The following is a 15282-nucleotide window of genomic DNA, read 5'->3' as shown; positions in this document are numbered from 1 at the left end:
TTTCAGCGGTAGAAATATTCGACAAGGAACAGCGGCACGGCAGGAACATAGGTGCAGAGCATGAGCACCGCGAGAAGCACCATGATGAACCAGATATTGACCTTGGACACTTCCCAGATATTGGCCCGCGCCACCGCGCAGGCGGTGATCAGCACCGAGGCGACCGGCGGTGTCTGTTGCCCAATCGCAAGGTTCAGCGTGACGACAAGGCCGAAATGCACCGGGTCGATGCCCGCCGCCGTGATCAGCGGCATGACGATCGGGATCACGAGGATGATCGCCGCCGCCGAATGCAGGAAAAAGCCGATGACGAGGAAAAAGAAGTTGAGGATCAGCAGGATCGCCCATTGCTGATCGGTGATGCTGAGGATGCCTTGGGCCAGTTGCTGCGGGATCTGCGCACGGGTCAGAAACCCGCCCATAAGCACCGAGGCCGCGACCAATAGCATGACCACGGCGGTCTGCATGCCGCCGTCGAGCATGGCGCGGCGCAGGTGCTTGATATCCACCTGCCGATACCACGCCGACACGAGGATGGCTGCGATTACCGCCAGCCCCGCCGCCTCGGTCGCGGTGACATAGCCGCCGAAAATACCGCCAAGGATAATCACCGGCAGGGTGAAGGCGGGCAGCGCGTCGATGAAGGTCTCGCGCAGGCGGGGGATGTTGAACGCCTCTTCCGTGGGCAGGTTGTAGCGGCGGGCAAAGATATAGGCCACGAACATCAGTCCCGCAGCCCCCAGAAGCCCCGGCACCACGCCCGCGACGAAAAGCTGCTCGACCGAGGTATTGGCCGACGCGGCATAAAGGATCATCGGGATCGACGGCGGAATGATGATCGCCAATGAGGCCGAGGACGAGGTGACCGCCGCCGACAATTCCTTGGAATAGCCGCGTTTCTTCATCTGCGGAATGAGGATTGACCCCATGGCGGCGACATCTGCCACCGCCGAGCCCGAAATTTCGGCGAAAAACAGCGACACGCCGATATTGACCATGGCAAGGCCACCGCGCACGAAACCGATGATCGCCGAGACGAAATTGATCAGCCGGTCGGTGATGCCGCCCGCGTTCATGATCGCCCCCGCCAGCACGAACATCGGAATGGCGATGAGCGAGAACTTGGTCGCGCCACCATACATGTCGAGCGCGATGGTCACGAGGCTGCCCGCCCCTTCGGTCACCAGCAGGCCCAGCACGCCCGCGAGGGCGAGGGCGATGGCAATCGGCACATTGATGCAGATCATCGCCACGAGGGCCGCGAAAATCGCCAGCATCAGCATCACGCGCGCTCCTTGTTCTTGGCCAGTTCGGTCTCGACCTCTTCCTCGATCTCGGCATGTTCCAGCGACACCCCGCGCGCGGTCTTGGACCAGTAATCGGGCAGGCTGAGCAATTGGCAGATGATGAAGAGGATGGCCCCGATGGGGATCACCGATTGGGTGAATTGCACCGGCACCCATGTCAGAGAGGTGAGCGTGTCACCCGCCAGCACCTCCAGCACCTGAAACCCGGCCCGCGCCATCAACAGGAAAAACAGCAGCACCAGCGCCTCGCCCACCAGAACCGCGATCATCCTGAACCGTTTGGGGATGGCCAAAAGCACCGAGTCGAACCCGATATGCCGCCGGTGCAGCGCCGCAAGCGCCGAGCCGTAATAGGTGATCCACGCCAGCATGATCGCGGCCACCTCGTCATACCACGAAAAGCTTTGCCCCATCAGGCGGGCGATCACGGCAATGATCACGATGGCCGTGAGGCCGACCATCAAAAGCACCGTGATCCACTCCAGTAGCGTGCTTGCGATCCGGTTCGTTCGGTGAAGAAGAGCGTTCATTCGGGCCAGTCTTGCGCTGCATGGCTCCCCCCTGGCACGCGCGTGCCGGGAGAAGTCCATCTTTGGGGACAGGTAAACATCCGGCGACCCCGCTTAGGGCCACCGGATCGGCATTCAGCTTGCGTTGCCCAGACCTAGCACCGTGTCGATCAGTTCCTGCCCGCCCTCGACCTCGGCGGCGAAGGCGTCATAGACCGGCTTGGACGCGGCGATGAAGGCGTCCTTGTCGGCCTCGTTCACCTCGACCCCGGCGGCCTTGATCACCTCGAGCAGGTCGGTCTCCATCTGCGCCGCCGTCTCGTAGGTAAAGGTCTGCGTGTCAGCAGCGCAGTCCGACAGCACGGCCTTCACATCGTCCGGCTGTCCGTCAAACGCTCTCTTGGAGGTCAGGATATACGCCGGCGTATAGACATGCCCGGTGATCGAGAGATATTTCTGAACCTCCTGGAACTTGGCCGAGGCGATCTGGGCATAGGGGTTCTCCTGCCCGTCGATGACCCCTGTCTGGAGCGCGGTGAACACGTCCGAGAAGGACATCGGCGTCGGGTTGGCCCCGTATTGCTGGAACATCTTCACCCGCCATTCCCCATTGGGCGTGCGCAGCTTGATCCCCTTGAGATCCTCGGGCGTGTTGATCGGCCGTGTGTTGTTGGTGATGTGGCGAAAGCCGTTCTCGGCCAGCCCGACGATGTGATAGCCGTTGTCCTGCGCGGCGCTCTGGAAGGTGTCCATCATCGCGTCCTGCACCCGGCGCATATGGTCACGATCCTTGATGATATAGGGCATCTCGAAGATACCGAACACGGCATCAACCGAGGACATCACCGATGAAGGCAGCGCAAAATCCACCTGCCCCAGCTTGAGCTTCTGCAACAGTTCCTTGTCAGTGCCCAGCTGCGACGAACCGAAGGTCTGCACCTCGACCTTGCCGCCGGATTTCTCGGCCACGCAGGCGGCGAAATGGTTGGCCGTCGCCTCGAAAAGCGAGCCCGGCGCCCCGACATGGCCAAAGCGCATTGTGACATCGGCGGCCATTGCCGGCACCGCCACGAAAGATGCCACCACGGTTGCAATCAGTGTCTTTTTCATTGTCTTCCTCCCTTGGTTTCGTTTTGCCACACGGCTCCCCCCGGTGCGGCGGTCGTTCTGCGTCCGGTCAGGCGGCGGCGCGGGCGCTGTCGAATTTCCGGCCCAGCACCGCCATCGCCGCCTGAACGCCGCCCGCGCGATGCGGCACGCCTGCATCGCGCAGGCCCATTTCCACACCGGCCAGCGTGCCGATGAGCATCAGATCGTTGAAATCGCCCAGATGGCCGATCCGGAACACCCGGTCCGCCACTTTCGACAGGCCATTGCCAAGCGACATGTCGTAGTTGCGCAAGGTGACGGAGCGGAAATTGTCGGCGGAATGCCCCTCGGGCATCATCACGGCCGTCAGCACAGGCGAGCGATCCGAGGGCTTGTTGCACAGCACCTCCAGCCCCCATGCCTCGACCGCCGCGCGCGCCGCAGCGCCGTGCCGCTTGTGACGGGCAAAGACGGCATCAAGCCCCTCTTCCTCCAGCATGTCGATGGCCGCGTTGAGCCCGTAAAGCAGGTTGGTCGCGGGCGTGTAGGGGAAATAGCCGGTGTCATTCGGCCCGGCCATTTCCGCCCAGCTCCAGTAGGAGCGTTTGAGCGCGGCGTTTTCCGACGCCTTCATCGCCTTGTCGCTGACCGCGTTGAACGACAGGCCCGGCGGCAGCATCAGCCCCTTTTGCGAGCCGGAGACGGTCACATCCACGCCCCACTCGTCATGGCGATAGTCGATCGAGGCCAGCGAGGAAATCGTATCGACCATCAGAAGCGCCGGGTGGCCCGCCGCATCCATCGCGCGGCGCACGGCGGCCACGTCGGTGACAGAGCCGGTCGAGGTCTCGTTGTGCACGACGCAGACGGCCTTGATCTCGTGGCTGCGGTCCTCGCGCAACCGTGTCTCGATGGCACCTGCATCGGCCCCGCTGCGCCAGTCGCCGTCGATGAAGACCGGGTTCAGCCCCAGTTTTCCCGCCAGCTTTTGCCACAGCATCGCAAAATGCCCGGTTTCATACATCAGCACCGTGTCGCCGGGCGAGAGCGTGTTGACCAGCGCCGCCTCCCACGCACCGGTGCCCGAGGACGGGTAGATCACCACGCGCGCCTCTGTCCTGAAAATGCGCTTCATCCCCTCCAGCGCCTTGCGCCCGACATCGGCGAAGGCGGGGCCGCGATGATCCATCGTCGGATAATCCATCGCCCGCAGGATACGGTCGGGCACGTTGGACGGCCCCGGAATTTGCAGAAAGTGACGGCCAGCAGGCATAGGTTTTCCCCCCGAAAAATCACGGCGCTGTCGCGCAACGCAACCGGACATGGCAGGCCCGGACGAGCGTTAATTTTGTTGAATTGAATTCTGAATTCAATATTCTGTCAAGACACTATCTCAAGTCATCACCGGATCGGGGGATCATGCTGGACAGCGCCATTCAGGACCGCCTCCGCCGCGAGGTGCGCGGCGAAACGCGTTTCGATGCCTTTTCGCGCGGCCGCTATGCCACCGACGCCTCGATCTATCAGATCATGCCCGCAGGCGTGATCGTGCCGCGCGCGGCCAGCGATATCGCCGCCGCCATTGACGCCGCACGCGAGGGCGGGTTGCCGCTGACGATGCGCGGCGGCGGCACCTCGCAATGTGGGCAGACGGTGAATTCGGGGCTGATCGTCGATTGCTCGAAATACCTTACCCGGATTCTGGAACTCGATGTGGCGGGGCGTCGCGCGGTGGTGGAACCGGGGATCGTTCTGGATGATCTGAACCGCGCGCTCAGGCCGCATGGCCTGTGGTTCCCGGTCGATGTCTCCACCGCCTCGCGCGCGACCATAGGCGGCATGGTGGGCAACAATTCCTGCGGTTCGCGCTCGCTGCGCTATGGCACGACGCGCGATAATGTGGAGCGGATCGAGGGCTATCTTGCCGATGGAACGCCCTTCGATTTTGGCCACGGCTCGGGCAATCGCGTGCCCGAGGCGCTCTTGCGCCAGATGCTCGATCTGGGTGCGCGCGAGGCCGAAGAAATCGCCGCGCGCTTCCCGAAAGTGCAGCGCCGGGTGGGCGGCTACAATATCGACGCGCTGGTGCCCGGTGCGGCCCCCATCAACCTTGCCCATCTGCTGATCGGCTCCGAGGGCACGCTGGCCACGTCAACTGCCATCGAGATCAGGCTTTCGCCCCTGCCATCGAAAACCCGCGTCCTTGGCGTCTGCCATTTCCCCACCTTCCGCGCCGCGATGGAGGCGGCGAAACCGCTGGTGGCGCTTGGGCCGACGTCCGTGGAGTTGGTCGACTCGACGATGATCGACCTTGCCCGCGCGATACCCATCTATGCCAAGACGCTGGAGCAATTCGTGCGCGGCGCGCCTGCCGCGATGCTGCTGGTGGAATTCGCCGACAGCCCGCCCGAGAACGCCGAGAACATGGCGCACCTCAACGATACCATGGCGGATCTCGGCTATGGTTTCGGGCGCGGCGGCACCCATGAGGGCGGCGTGGTCGAGGTCTGGGATATGGCCCTTGCCGCCGAGATTGGCGAGTTGCGCAAGGCGGGGCTCAACATCATGATGTCGATGAAGGAGGCGGGCAAGCCCGTATCCTTTGTCGAGGATTGTGCCGTGCCGCTTGATCATCTGGCGGATTACACCGACCGGCTCTCGGAGGTGTTCGCGCGCCACGGCACCACCGGCACATGGTATGCCCATGCCTCCGAGGGCTGTTTGCATGTGCGCCCGGTCCTGAACCTCAAGCTGGAAGCCGACGTGCGCAAGATGCGCGAGATTGCCGAGGCGGCCTTTGCCATGGTGCGCGAATATAAAGGGTCGCATTCCGGCGAGCATGGCGACGGCATCGTGCGCTCGGAATTTCACGGCGCGATGTTCGGGCCGCGCATCCTGCGCGCGTTTGAAGAGGTCAAGGCGGCCTTCGATCCCGACGCCCGCCTCAACCCCGGCAAGATCGTCCATGCGCCGAAAATGGATGACCGGACACTGATGCGCTATCCGCCGGGCTATGATTTCGCGGACCTGAAGACCGGGCATGACTGGTCGGAGTGGACCGGCGCGGGCGGCGGGTTTCAGGGCGCGGTGGAGATGTGCAACAACAACGGTGCCTGCCGCAAGCTGGCGGGCGGCGCGATGTGCCCCAGCTACCGCGTGACCCGCGACGAGCGCGACGTGACGCGGGGCCGGGCCAACACGCTGCGGCTGGCGCTATCGGGGCGCTTGGGCAAGGATGCGCTTTTCTCCGACGAGATGGCCGAGACGATGAAGCTGTGTGTCGGCTGCAAGGCGTGCAAGCGCGAATGCCCGACCGGCGTGGACATGGCGAAGATGAAGACCGAGGTGCTCTATCAGCGCGGGCAAAAGCTGGGCTTTGGCCTGCGCGCGCGGCTGATTGCAGAGATGCCGCGTTATGCGCGGATCGCCGTGGCGCTGCGCAGCCTCACCACATTGCGCAACCGGGTGCCGGTTCTGGCGGCGCTGATGGAGCGGATGGCCGGGTTGGCGCGGGGGCGCTCGCTGCCGCTCTTTCGTGGGAATTACTTCAGGGACTCGGAAGTCAAACGCGCCAATTCCACGGCCAAGGCGGGCAAGGTCATCCTCTTCACCGACACGTTCAACCGCTGGATGGAGCCGGACATCCCCCGCGCTGCGCTGCGCGTGCTGACGCGCGCCGGTTACGAGGTGATCGTCGCCCATGCCCCCGGTCGCCCGCTTTGTTGCGGGCGGACCTATCTGGCGGCGGGGATGATCGCGCAGGCCCGCGCCGAGGCGCAGCGCACGCTTGACGCCCTCCTGCCGCATGTCCGCGCGGGCGTGCCGGTGGTGGGACTGGAGCCGTCGTGCCTCCTGACGCTGCGCGACGAGTTTCTCACGCTTTTGCCGGGCGAGGACGCCCGGCTACTGTCCCAAAACGCCTATCTCTTCGAGGAATTCGTCACCCGCGAGGCACAGGCCGGGCGGCTGGATCTGCCGCTGGCCGATCTGGGCCAGACCGCCCATGTCCACGGCCATTGCCATCAGAAGGCGGCAGGGGTGATGGGCGATATGGGCGCGGCGCTGGCGTTGATCCCCGGCCTTGACCCCAAGACCATCGAGAGCAGTTGTTGCGGCATGGCGGGGGCCTTTGGCTATCAGGCGGAAACCATGGACGTATCGCTGAAAATGGGCGAATTGTCGCTTCTGCCTGCCGTGCGCGCCGCCTCGCCCGATGATATCGTGATCGCCAACGGCACCTCCTGCCGGCACCAGATCGCCGATGGCACCGGGCGGCGCGCCAATCATATCGCGGAAATCTTCGACCGGGCGTCGGAAACTGCTGTAAGAGAGGCCCTCGACGATGGATAACCACGGCCCGGAGGCCCCGATGACCGCCCTCAAACCCGATCCGATCGGACGCACGGCGCTGGCCGTCGAGATCACCAACCGCCTGCGCCAGATGATCCTTGAGGGCCAGTTGCATCCCGGTGAGAAAATCAACGAAAAGGCCTTGACCGAGCAATTCGGCGTCTCGCGCACGCCGCTGCGCGAGGCGCTCAAGGTGCTGGCCGCCGAGGGGCTTCTGGACCTTATCCCGCATCGTGGCGCCGTCATCACCCGCCAGAGCGAAGCCGAACTGGCCGAGGTCTTTCGTGTGCTTGCCGCGCTCGAGGGGCTGGCGGGCGAACTGGCCGCCGAAAATGCGGATGACGCCGCTCTGAGCGCGATTTCCGCGCTCACGCGCGATCTGCGCGCGACCTATGACAAGGCCGACCGCCCGACCTATTTCCGGATCAATCAGGCGATCCACAAGGCGGTCCTTGCGGCGGCGGGCAACGACACGCTTTTGCGCGCGCATGAGTTGCTTGCCTTCCGCGTTCAGCGCGCACGGTATCAGGCCAACCTGACACCGGAGCGCTGGCGCGCCGCCGTTGAGGAACACGAGGACATCGCGGCCGCACTGCTGGCGCGTAACGCCGAGCGCGCGGGTCGGCTGATGAAGCAGCATCTGCTGCGGAAATTCGACGCCATCCGCGCCAAGGGCTGACAGGCAGGACCTGTCCGCGACCGTATCGCATCTTTCCGCACGGCGGGATGTGTCGTAGACCGCGCCGCATGGTCAGGATACACCCCGCATGAAACACAGCCCCGTCCCCCTGTCGCGCGATCTCGTGCTGATCGGCGGGGGCCATGCCCATGCGCTCGTGCTGCGGATGTGGGGCATGGACCCGCTGCCCGGCGCGCGGCTGACGGTGATCGACCCCAACCCGGTTGCCCCCTATACCGGCATGTTGCCGGGGTTGGTGGCGGGGCATTACCGGCGCGAGGAACTGGAGATTGATCTGGTGCGGCTGGCGCGGTTTGCCGGCGCGCGGCTGATTGTCGGAGCGGTCACAGGGATTGATGCGATCACGGGCCGGGTGACGGTCGCGGGGCGGCGCGGCGAGATCGGCTATGACGTGGCCTCGGTCGATGTGGGAATCCATTCGGCGATGCCACGGGTGCCGGGGTTTTCCGAGCATGGGGTTGCCGCCAAGCCGCTTGGCCCCTTTGCCGGGGCGTGGGAGGCGTTTCTGGGCCGGGTGGCCCAAGGGGCCGCCCCGCAGGCGGCGGTGATCGGCGGCGGCATTGCCGGGATCGAACTTGCGATGGCGATGGCCTTTCGTTTGAAGCGTGTCACGGGGCAGGCAGAGGTCACGCTTCTTGAACGGGAGGCGGTGATTGCGCCGGATGCACCGGTGATCCGACCGCGCCTGATGCGCGCCTGTGCGGCGGCGGGGGTGCGGATCGTGACGGGCGTCGCGGTGTCGGAGGTGACGGCCACGGGCGTGGCCCTCGGCGATGGCCAGGAGATTGCGGCGGGCTTTGTCGCGGGGGCGGCGGGGGCGCGCGCCCATGGCTGGCTGGCCGGGACGGGATTGCCGGTCACGGCGGACGGGTTCTTGCGCGTGGGTGCCGATTTGCGGGTCGAGGGGCAGGAGGCGCTCTTTGCCGCGGGCGATTGCGCGCATCTGACCCATGCGCCGCGCCCCAAGGCCGGGGTTTACGCGGTGCGCGCCGCCCCGGTGTTGCGCGACAATCTGCGCGCGGTGCTGAGCGGCGGCAGGATGCGGCCGTTTCATCCGCAGCGCGATTATCTCAAGCTCATCTCATTGGGGGAAAGGTCCGCCTTGGCCGAGAAGATGGGCATGGCCTTTGGCGGGCCTTTGCTCTGGCGGCTGAAGGATCGGATCGACCGCAAGTTCATGGCGCAATTCAAGGAAATGCCCGCTATGGCCTCTGTCGAGGGGCCGCGTGTGCGGGCCTTGGGCGATATGGGGCCCGAGCCGCTTTGCGGCGGGTGCGGGGCCAAGGTGGCACCGGGCGTATTGGCAACGGTGCTCGCAGCAGAGCCGCCCGACGCGCGCCCCGACGTGCTGACCGGGCCGGGCGACGATGCGGCTGTGATCACGGTGGGGGGCGTGCGACAGGTGCTGACCACGGATCACCTGCGCGGCTTTACCGAGGATCCCGGCGTGATGGCCCGGATCGCCGCGCTGCACGCGCTTGGCGATATCTGGGCGATGGGGGCCAAGCCGCAGGTGGCGCTTGTGTCCGTCACGTTGCCGCGCATGTCCGAGGCGTTGCAGGCGCGCAGCATGACCGAAATCATGGCGCAGGCGGGGGACGCCCTGCGCGCAGCGGGGGCCGGGATCGTGGGCGGGCATTCCATCATGGGCGCAGAGGCAAGCATCGGCTTCACGCTGACCGGACTTCTGGAACGCGACGCAGTCACGATGGCGGGCGCACGGCCCGGTGACGCGCTGATCCTGACGCGGCCCATCGGGTCCGGCGTGCTTCTGGCCGCCGAAATGCGCGGTCAGGCATCAGGGCGCGATATCGCGGCCCTGCTCGGGATCCTGCAGGTGCCGCAGGGGGATGCGGCGGAGATTCTGGCCGGCGCGCGGGCGATGACGGATGTGACCGGCTTTGGCCTTGCCGGGCACCTGATGGCGATCTGCCGCGCCTCTGGCGTCGGGGCCGAGGTCGATCTGGCGGCGGTGCCGGTCTATCCGGGGGCCCTGGCGCTGGCGGAGGCGGGCGTGCGGTCGACCATCTGGGCGGCGAACATGGCCGCAGCCCCCGTCGAGGGCGGCACAGGCGCGCGGCGCGACCTGTTGCACGATCCGCAGACGGCGGGCGGGCTGCTTGCCGCTGTCGAGGCCGAGGATGCCGATGCGATCCTTGCGCGCCTGCGCAAGGCCGGGCACGGCGCCGCGCGCATCGGCCATGTCACCGCAGGGCCTGTCGCCATTTCATGCAAGTCCTGAGATAGGGCGCGGGTCATCCGCCCCGGATCAACTCATCCTCGTCATCCTGCGCCGACAGCCCAAGCGCATCGAGCCCGTTTTCAAGATGGTCCGACAGGTGCGGGGTGCCGATGAGGTAATCGGCACAAGGCGTTGTCGCCTCCTCATAGGCGGTGCGCTTGGCCTCTTCGATCTCTTCGGCCTCGAAGCTGCCGCGCCCGATCCACATGACGGCGACAAGGCTGGCCTGCTCCTCCTCGGTCAAGCGGTCGATGAAGGCGCGCAATTCTCCCTCGGCGCGGTCAAGCTCGCGCGCCATCAGGACGACATGCGCAATCTTGTGAACGGTGATGTCAAGCATGGCGGGCCTCCCTTGGCGCATGGTGCCACAGCTTTGACCGCGCGCCGAGACCCTTTCCTTGATCTCACGCAAATAATCGGTAGTAGGCCCAATCCGGCAGGAAACGCGAGAGCCGGAAAACATAGGAAAAGAGGCGCGGAAAACTGCGCTGAAACGCCGAGTCGTCGCACATGAGTTCGAACATCTGTTGCGCGGCCTCGTCGGGCGTCATCAGGAACGGCATGGCAAAGGCGTTCTTGTCGGTGAGCCGCGTCTTGATGAAGCCGGGATTGGCCAGTTGCACCCGCACGCCCGTGCGCCACAGATCGGCGCGCAGGCTCTCGGCAAGGCTCATCACCCCGGCCTTGGAGGCGGCATAGCCCATCGCCCCCGGCAGCCCGCGGAACCCGGCAAGCGATCCGGTCAGCACGATATGGCCCGCATCGCGCGCCACCATGGCGGGCAGCACCGCGCCGATGACCCGGGCAGCCCCGGTGAAATTCACGTCCGCCATGGCTATGAACTGCTCGGGCTTCAGCTCCTGCGCGGGCATCGGCCAGTAGACCCCGGCCAGGAACACCACCCCGTCGATCTGTCCAAGGCTTGCCGCTGCCTGCGATACGGCGGCGCTGTCCTGCACATCGACGGGCAGCCCCTGCGCCCGCCCTGGCAGGCCCTCGGCCACCTCGGCGCAGCGCGCGGCATTGCGCCCCGACACGATCACCTCGGCCCCGGCGGCGCTGATCTTTTGCGCAAGTGCGGCGCCCAGCCCCTCGGTCGCGCCGACCAGCCAGTAGCGTTTGCCAACCCAGCCGCTCATGCCTCGACCCGACGCATGGTGGCGACAAGCTCGGCCACCTTGATCCCGAACTTGCGGAACTGGCTGCGGTTGACGATCACGCCGCCGGGGGTGAGATACATCCAGTCGGTGACCGAGAGCACATGCCCCCCCGCCTCGCGCGGCAGGCGGATGCGGTAATGCAGGCGCGCCGCCGCCCCGGACTGGTGGCCCGTGCCCGTGCCCACCAGATCCACGGCCTCCGCGCGGATCGAGCCGTCATTGCCCAGCGTCAACTGCCATTCACGGTCCTGCTTGCGCCCGCTGTCATAGCGGAAATGCTCGCGCATCACGCCGCGATTGCCGTGCCATTCCGCCTCGAAATCCGCATCGAACCGCGAGGCGACCCGGCCAAGCGGGCCGTAGATCACGCCTTCGCATTTGATCGGGCCCGTCAGGTGTTCGCGCAGGTCGAGCCGGGGTCCGGCCCCGGCATAATCCTCGGGGCGTTGCGCGGCGAACCCGGCGAGGCGCGCGCGCAGCAGCACAAGCCCCAGCATCACCAGCGCACCAAAGAGCATCCACAGGACAGCCTCCATCTTCATCGCCTCCTTTCATCCAGATCCATGCGCGCCAAAAGGGCGACCGCGCCAAGTTTGAGCAGGCAGGGCACCCCGCCATAGAGCATCGCCAGCAATCGCAAGGCCGCCTCGTCATTCTGTGTGCCGGCCCGGAACCCGCCCGCTTCGAGCGTGGGCAGCACCGCCACCGCCGCCAGTGCCAGCGTGAATTTCGACACGAAGGCCCAGAGGCTGAACCCTTCGGCCGCGCCGGGGGCCACCTCGGCCATGCGCCGCGCGAAAAGCGCGGGCAAAAGCGTCATGTCCGCCCCCGTCGCCGCCCCCGAGATCACGCAGATGAGCGCAAAGGCCAGCGTGTCGCCTGCCCCGATCGTCACCGCCCAGCCAAACGCCGCGATGGACAGGAGCATGGCGGCAAGCAGCATCCGCTTCGCGCCATAGCGTTCGGCCAGCGCGCCCCAGAGCGGGGCGGCGAGGGCTGCGCAGAGGAAGAAGAGGAGCAGATAGGCCCCCTCCCATCCCGGCGCGTCAAGGCGGCTCTCGACGAAGAAGAGAAACAGCGTCGAGGTGATCGCCACGGGCGCAGCATTCACGAGCGCGATCAGCAACAGCCTGCGGGCCTGCGCGTCGCGCAAGACCGGCCCAAAGCCCGTGGCAGCAACGCGCACGCCCTGCCACTCGCCCGTCATGGCGAGCCAGGCGACAAGGGCCAGCGCCGCAAAGGCAACCGCAAAGCCCACATAACCGCCAAGCGCCAGCGGGGCCACCGCCGCCGCACAGATGCCCAGAAGCGCGCCGGTCTCGCGCCAGCGGGCAAGGCGCAGATGCCCCGCCTCGGGCAGGCGATCCGCCGCCGCGACGCCTTCGGCGTAAAAGCAGATGGTCAGGAAGCTGAAGGCGGTGAACACGACGGACAGCATCAGCGCGAACCACCAGAGCGGCGCAATCGGCGGGGTGACGGCGAACAGTCCCAGCATCCCGCCCGCGATAAGCACCACCGCCACGCTGACGGCCAGCCCGCGCACCGCGCTCAGCCGCGCGGCAAGCCAGCCAAGCGCCGGGTCCTGCACCACGTCGATGAGGCGCAGCACGAACAGCGCCGTGCCCAGCGCGGCGAGCGACACACCATGCGCATCGGCATACACCTTGGGCGCGTGGATATAGAGCGGCAGCCCGGCGGCGGCGAGCATCGCGGCGAAAAGCGCGTAGGCGGGCAGGCGCGGAGCCGTCGTCGCGCCAAGGGCAATGGTGCTCATCGGCTGACCTCATCCTTGGGCGGCGCGGGGCGCGCGCGAAACCGCCCGCCCTTCCACCAGAGCCGCAGCGCCTGCCAATGAATGAGCGCCAGCACCCGGCGCGAGCCGAAGGGGCGCCGCAGCGCCGCGCCCATGATCCCCGACAGGCGCAAGGGTGTTACCGGCCCGGTCAGCGTCGCCACCACCCCGCCATTGCCCGCCGTCAGGTCGATCCAGATGCCGATACGGTCGGGGCGCAGATCGAAGCGGAATTCATACTGCCCCTCCACCGGCTGAAACGGCGAGACGTGAAAGCATTTGCGCGCGTGGAGCCGGTCCGTGGCCATGATCGGCGCGTGATCGTCGCGGTGGCACAGATAGGAATGGCGGTCGCCATAGGTATTCGTGACCTCGGCGATGATCACGGGCACCGTGCCCGCCTCATCACGACAGATCCAGAACGAGACCGGGTTGAAGACATGGCCCAGAACGCGCGGCTGCGCCAGCAACTCGATCCGTGCGGGCGCGGGCAGGCCATGGGCGGCCAGCACCTCGCGCACCCAGAGCGCGCCCCTCCCCTTGCCCGGTTCGCCGCCATGGTCGCTGTCGTGCAAGGACATCAGCCCCGCGCGGTTGCGCCCGAACAGACGCGGCGCGCTCGGCGTGGCCTCGGCATCGAGCAGGACGTAATCCACGCCGTAGCGAAAAGCGTTCTCGACCGCGCCCTTGCGCCCGTGCCATGTCTGGCCCGCGATATGGGCGACCTCGTTCATTCGGCGGCCACAGACCGCGTGTCGCGCGCAAGGATAGCGTCCGCGACCTCCAGCCCGCTCCACAGCCCGTCCTCGTGAAACCCGTGCCGCAGCCACGCGCCGCAAAACCACGTGCGCCGCCGCCCGTTGCCCGCGCGCACCCGATCCTGCGCGGCCATCGCCGCCAGATCGTAGACCGGGTGGCGGAGCGTGACCTGATCGTAAATCAGCTCCTCACGGATCGGGCGGGTGGTGTTGAGGGTCACGAAATGCGGATCGCTTTCGGGGATCGGCTGAAGGCTGTTCATCCAGTAGGTGAGGTCGATCTGGCCCGCGCGCTTGACCCGCGCCTCGGTATAGTTCCACGATGACCAGACAGCACGGCGGCGCGGCATGAGCGAGGCATCGGCATGGAGCGTGATGTCATTGGGCTGATAGGCGATGGCCCCCAGATCGGCGCGCTCGGTCTCGTCGGCATCCGACAGCATCCTCAGGCTGTCATCGGAATGGGCGGCGAGGATCACCTCGTCGAAACGCTCCCACTCGCCACCCTCGGCGCGCACCTCTACCGCGTCAGCGCGGCGGAGGATGCCCGCGACCGGTGCGCCGAGGCGAAACGCCACGCCCGCGCGGCGCATCGACGCCTCAAGCCGCGCGACATAGGCGCGCGAGCCGCCTTCGACGGTGAACCACTGATGCTGCTCGTCATAGCCCAAAAGCCCGTGATTCTTGAAGAACTGCACCAGCGCTTGCGCCGGGAAATCGAGGATCCTCTCCACCGGCGTGGACCAAATCGCCCCGGAGAACGGCGCGAGGTAATAGTCGCGGAACCAGCGGCCAAGGCGCATCTTCCGGATCAACCCGCCGATGCTCAGCCCCGCCTCCTCCGACGCGGCAAGGGCACCTGCGTTGAAGCGGAAGATATCGCGCAGCATCAGCAAGTGCCGGGGGTCGAGCGCGCGCGCGGGTTGCGCAAAGTAAGAGCGCGCGCCCTGCAGACCATACTCGAACGCGCCATCCCGGAACGATGCGCCGAAACTCATGTTGCTGGGCACCACCGGCACGCCGAGCCGCTCGAACATCGCGGTCAGATTGGGATAGGTGGCGTAGTTGAACACGATGAACCCGGTATCGACCGGCTGATCGCCGCGCTTGCCCGCCATCACCGTGCGCGCATGCCCGCCAAGACGCGGCTCGGCCTCGAAAAGCGTGACATGATGACGTCCGGCCAACCGTTCGGCGGCGCCCATGCCGCTGATACCGGCACCGATCACGGCAATCTTTCTGGGGGTCATGGGCGGGAACCTGCTGATGTTGTTGTTGCGATCATTACGCGGAAGGTGCGTTTGCGGATTAGAATGATCACCCCTGCGCGCAAAGTGATCCGGGGGCATTTTGTCCACGTAACAGGATTATGTTG

Annotated in this window: 13 protein-coding genes; 3 read left to right on the top strand and 10 right to left on the bottom strand. The window is 66.2% G+C overall.

Translation table 11 applies throughout. The features are described from left to right. Positions 1-2: 2 nt before the first annotated feature. The 4 genes from ACSSV8_RS12005 to ACSSV8_RS11990 form a co-directional block, all read right to left on the bottom strand. Entirely contained in the window at positions 3-1283 is a 1281-nt protein-coding gene (locus tag ACSSV8_RS12005) for a TRAP transporter large permease (protein ID WP_454282633.1), read from the bottom strand. Continuing rightward, positions 1283-1837 (bottom strand): TRAP transporter small permease, encoded by a 555-nt coding sequence (locus ACSSV8_RS12000; RefSeq protein WP_354537815.1) that lies wholly within the window; start codon positions 1835-1837, stop codon positions 1283-1285. The genes ACSSV8_RS12005 and ACSSV8_RS12000 overlap by 1 nt, the downstream gene beginning before the upstream one ends. 114 nt (positions 1838-1951) lie before the next feature. After that, positions 1952-2926, bottom strand: a complete 975-nt coding sequence (locus ACSSV8_RS11995) for a TRAP transporter substrate-binding protein (RefSeq protein ID WP_454282588.1) — start codon at positions 2924-2926, stop codon at positions 1952-1954. A gap of 67 nt (positions 2927-2993) precedes the next feature. Further along, on the bottom strand, positions 2994-4178 hold the full coding sequence (locus ACSSV8_RS11990; RefSeq protein WP_354537813.1) for a pyridoxal-phosphate-dependent aminotransferase family protein: 1185 nt from the start codon (positions 4176-4178) through the stop codon (positions 2994-2996). Positions 4179-4324: 146 nt separating this feature from the next. Here ACSSV8_RS11990 and ACSSV8_RS11985 point away from each other — a divergent pair, with 146 nt between their 5' ends. From ACSSV8_RS11985 to selD, 3 genes are all read left to right on the top strand, one after another. Further along, positions 4325-7255 carry an FAD-binding and (Fe-S)-binding domain-containing protein gene (locus ACSSV8_RS11985; protein WP_454282587.1) on the top strand — a complete coding sequence of 977 codons (2931 nt, stop codon included), beginning with the start codon at positions 4325-4327 and terminating at the stop codon, positions 7253-7255. 19 nt (positions 7256-7274) lie between these two features. Continuing rightward, entirely contained in the window at positions 7275-7934 is a 660-nt protein-coding gene (locus tag ACSSV8_RS11980) for a GntR family transcriptional regulator (protein WP_454282586.1), read from the top strand. A gap of 88 nt (positions 7935-8022) precedes the next feature. Next, positions 8023-10197 carry a selenide, water dikinase SelD gene (gene selD / locus ACSSV8_RS11975; RefSeq protein WP_454282585.1) on the top strand — a complete coding sequence of 725 codons (2175 nt, stop codon included), beginning with the start codon at positions 8023-8025 and terminating at the stop codon, positions 10195-10197. A 13-nt stretch (positions 10198-10210) separates the two neighbouring features. Here the strand turns inward: selD and ACSSV8_RS11970 are convergent, their stop codons facing one another. From ACSSV8_RS11970 to ACSSV8_RS11945, 6 genes are all read right to left on the bottom strand, one after another. Then, complete coding sequence (locus ACSSV8_RS11970) at positions 10211-10537, bottom strand: DUF3775 domain-containing protein (protein WP_354537809.1); 327 nt, start codon at positions 10535-10537, stop codon at positions 10211-10213. A 64-nt stretch (positions 10538-10601) separates the two neighbouring features. After that, positions 10602-11336, bottom strand: coding sequence for an SDR family NAD(P)-dependent oxidoreductase (locus ACSSV8_RS11965; protein ID WP_454282584.1), 735 nt, complete (start codon positions 11334-11336; stop codon positions 10602-10604). Next, positions 11333-11893: a DUF3833 domain-containing protein gene (locus ACSSV8_RS11960; protein WP_454282583.1), complete on the bottom strand. Its 561-nt coding sequence runs from the start codon at positions 11891-11893 to the stop codon at positions 11333-11335. Before ACSSV8_RS11960 ends, ACSSV8_RS11965 begins: the two co-directional genes overlap by 4 nt. A gap of 2 nt (positions 11894-11895) precedes the next feature. Continuing rightward, the gene (locus ACSSV8_RS11955; RefSeq protein WP_454282582.1) at positions 11896-13131 is read right to left on the bottom strand and encodes an MFS transporter; all 1236 of its coding nucleotides are present in this window, start codon (positions 13129-13131) and stop codon (positions 11896-11898) included. Next, complete coding sequence (locus ACSSV8_RS11950) at positions 13128-13883, bottom strand: DUF1365 domain-containing protein (RefSeq protein ID WP_454282581.1); 756 nt, start codon at positions 13881-13883, stop codon at positions 13128-13130. The genes ACSSV8_RS11955 and ACSSV8_RS11950 overlap by 4 nt, the downstream gene beginning before the upstream one ends. Beyond that, positions 13880-15157, bottom strand: a complete 1278-nt coding sequence (locus ACSSV8_RS11945; protein WP_454282580.1) for an NAD(P)/FAD-dependent oxidoreductase — start codon at positions 15155-15157, stop codon at positions 13880-13882. The genes ACSSV8_RS11950 and ACSSV8_RS11945 overlap by 4 nt, the downstream gene beginning before the upstream one ends. Between the last annotated feature and the right edge of the window lie 125 nt (positions 15158-15282).

The sequence above is a fragment of the Roseovarius sp. MBR-79 genome, from assembly GCF_053628555.1.
Note: the sequence above shows the minus strand (reverse complement) of the source record. Positions and strands in the feature narration are given on the sequence as shown.

Excerpts from the sequence above, each read along its gene's own strand:
- ACSSV8_RS12005 (WP_454282633.1), bottom strand. The coding sequence starts at position 1,283 with ATGCTGATGCTGGCGATTTTCGCGGCCCTCGTGGCGATGATCTGCATC.
- ACSSV8_RS12000 (WP_354537815.1), bottom strand. The coding sequence starts at position 1,837 with ATGAACGCTCTTCTTCACCGAACGAACCGGATCGCAAGCACGCTACTG.
- ACSSV8_RS11995 (WP_454282588.1), bottom strand. The coding sequence starts at position 2,926 with ATGAAAAAGACACTGATTGCAACCGTGGTGGCATCTTTCGTGGCGGTG.
- ACSSV8_RS11990 (WP_354537813.1), bottom strand. The coding sequence starts at position 4,178 with ATGCCTGCTGGCCGTCACTTTCTGCAAATTCCGGGGCCGTCCAACGTG.
- ACSSV8_RS11985 (WP_454282587.1), top strand. The coding sequence starts at position 4,325 with ATGCTGGACAGCGCCATTCAGGACCGCCTCCGCCGCGAGGTGCGCGGC.
- ACSSV8_RS11980 (WP_454282586.1), top strand. The coding sequence starts at position 7,275 with ATGACCGCCCTCAAACCCGATCCGATCGGACGCACGGCGCTGGCCGTC.
- selD (WP_454282585.1), top strand. The coding sequence starts at position 8,023 with ATGAAACACAGCCCCGTCCCCCTGTCGCGCGATCTCGTGCTGATCGGC.
- ACSSV8_RS11970 (WP_354537809.1), bottom strand. The coding sequence starts at position 10,537 with ATGCTTGACATCACCGTTCACAAGATTGCGCATGTCGTCCTGATGGCG.
- ACSSV8_RS11965 (WP_454282584.1), bottom strand. The coding sequence starts at position 11,336 with ATGAGCGGCTGGGTTGGCAAACGCTACTGGCTGGTCGGCGCGACCGAG.
- ACSSV8_RS11960 (WP_454282583.1), bottom strand. The coding sequence starts at position 11,893 with ATGGAGGCTGTCCTGTGGATGCTCTTTGGTGCGCTGGTGATGCTGGGG.
- ACSSV8_RS11955 (WP_454282582.1), bottom strand. The coding sequence starts at position 13,131 with ATGAGCACCATTGCCCTTGGCGCGACGACGGCTCCGCGCCTGCCCGCC.
- ACSSV8_RS11950 (WP_454282581.1), bottom strand. The coding sequence starts at position 13,883 with ATGAACGAGGTCGCCCATATCGCGGGCCAGACATGGCACGGGCGCAAG.
- ACSSV8_RS11945 (WP_454282580.1), bottom strand. The coding sequence starts at position 15,157 with ATGACCCCCAGAAAGATTGCCGTGATCGGTGCCGGTATCAGCGGCATG.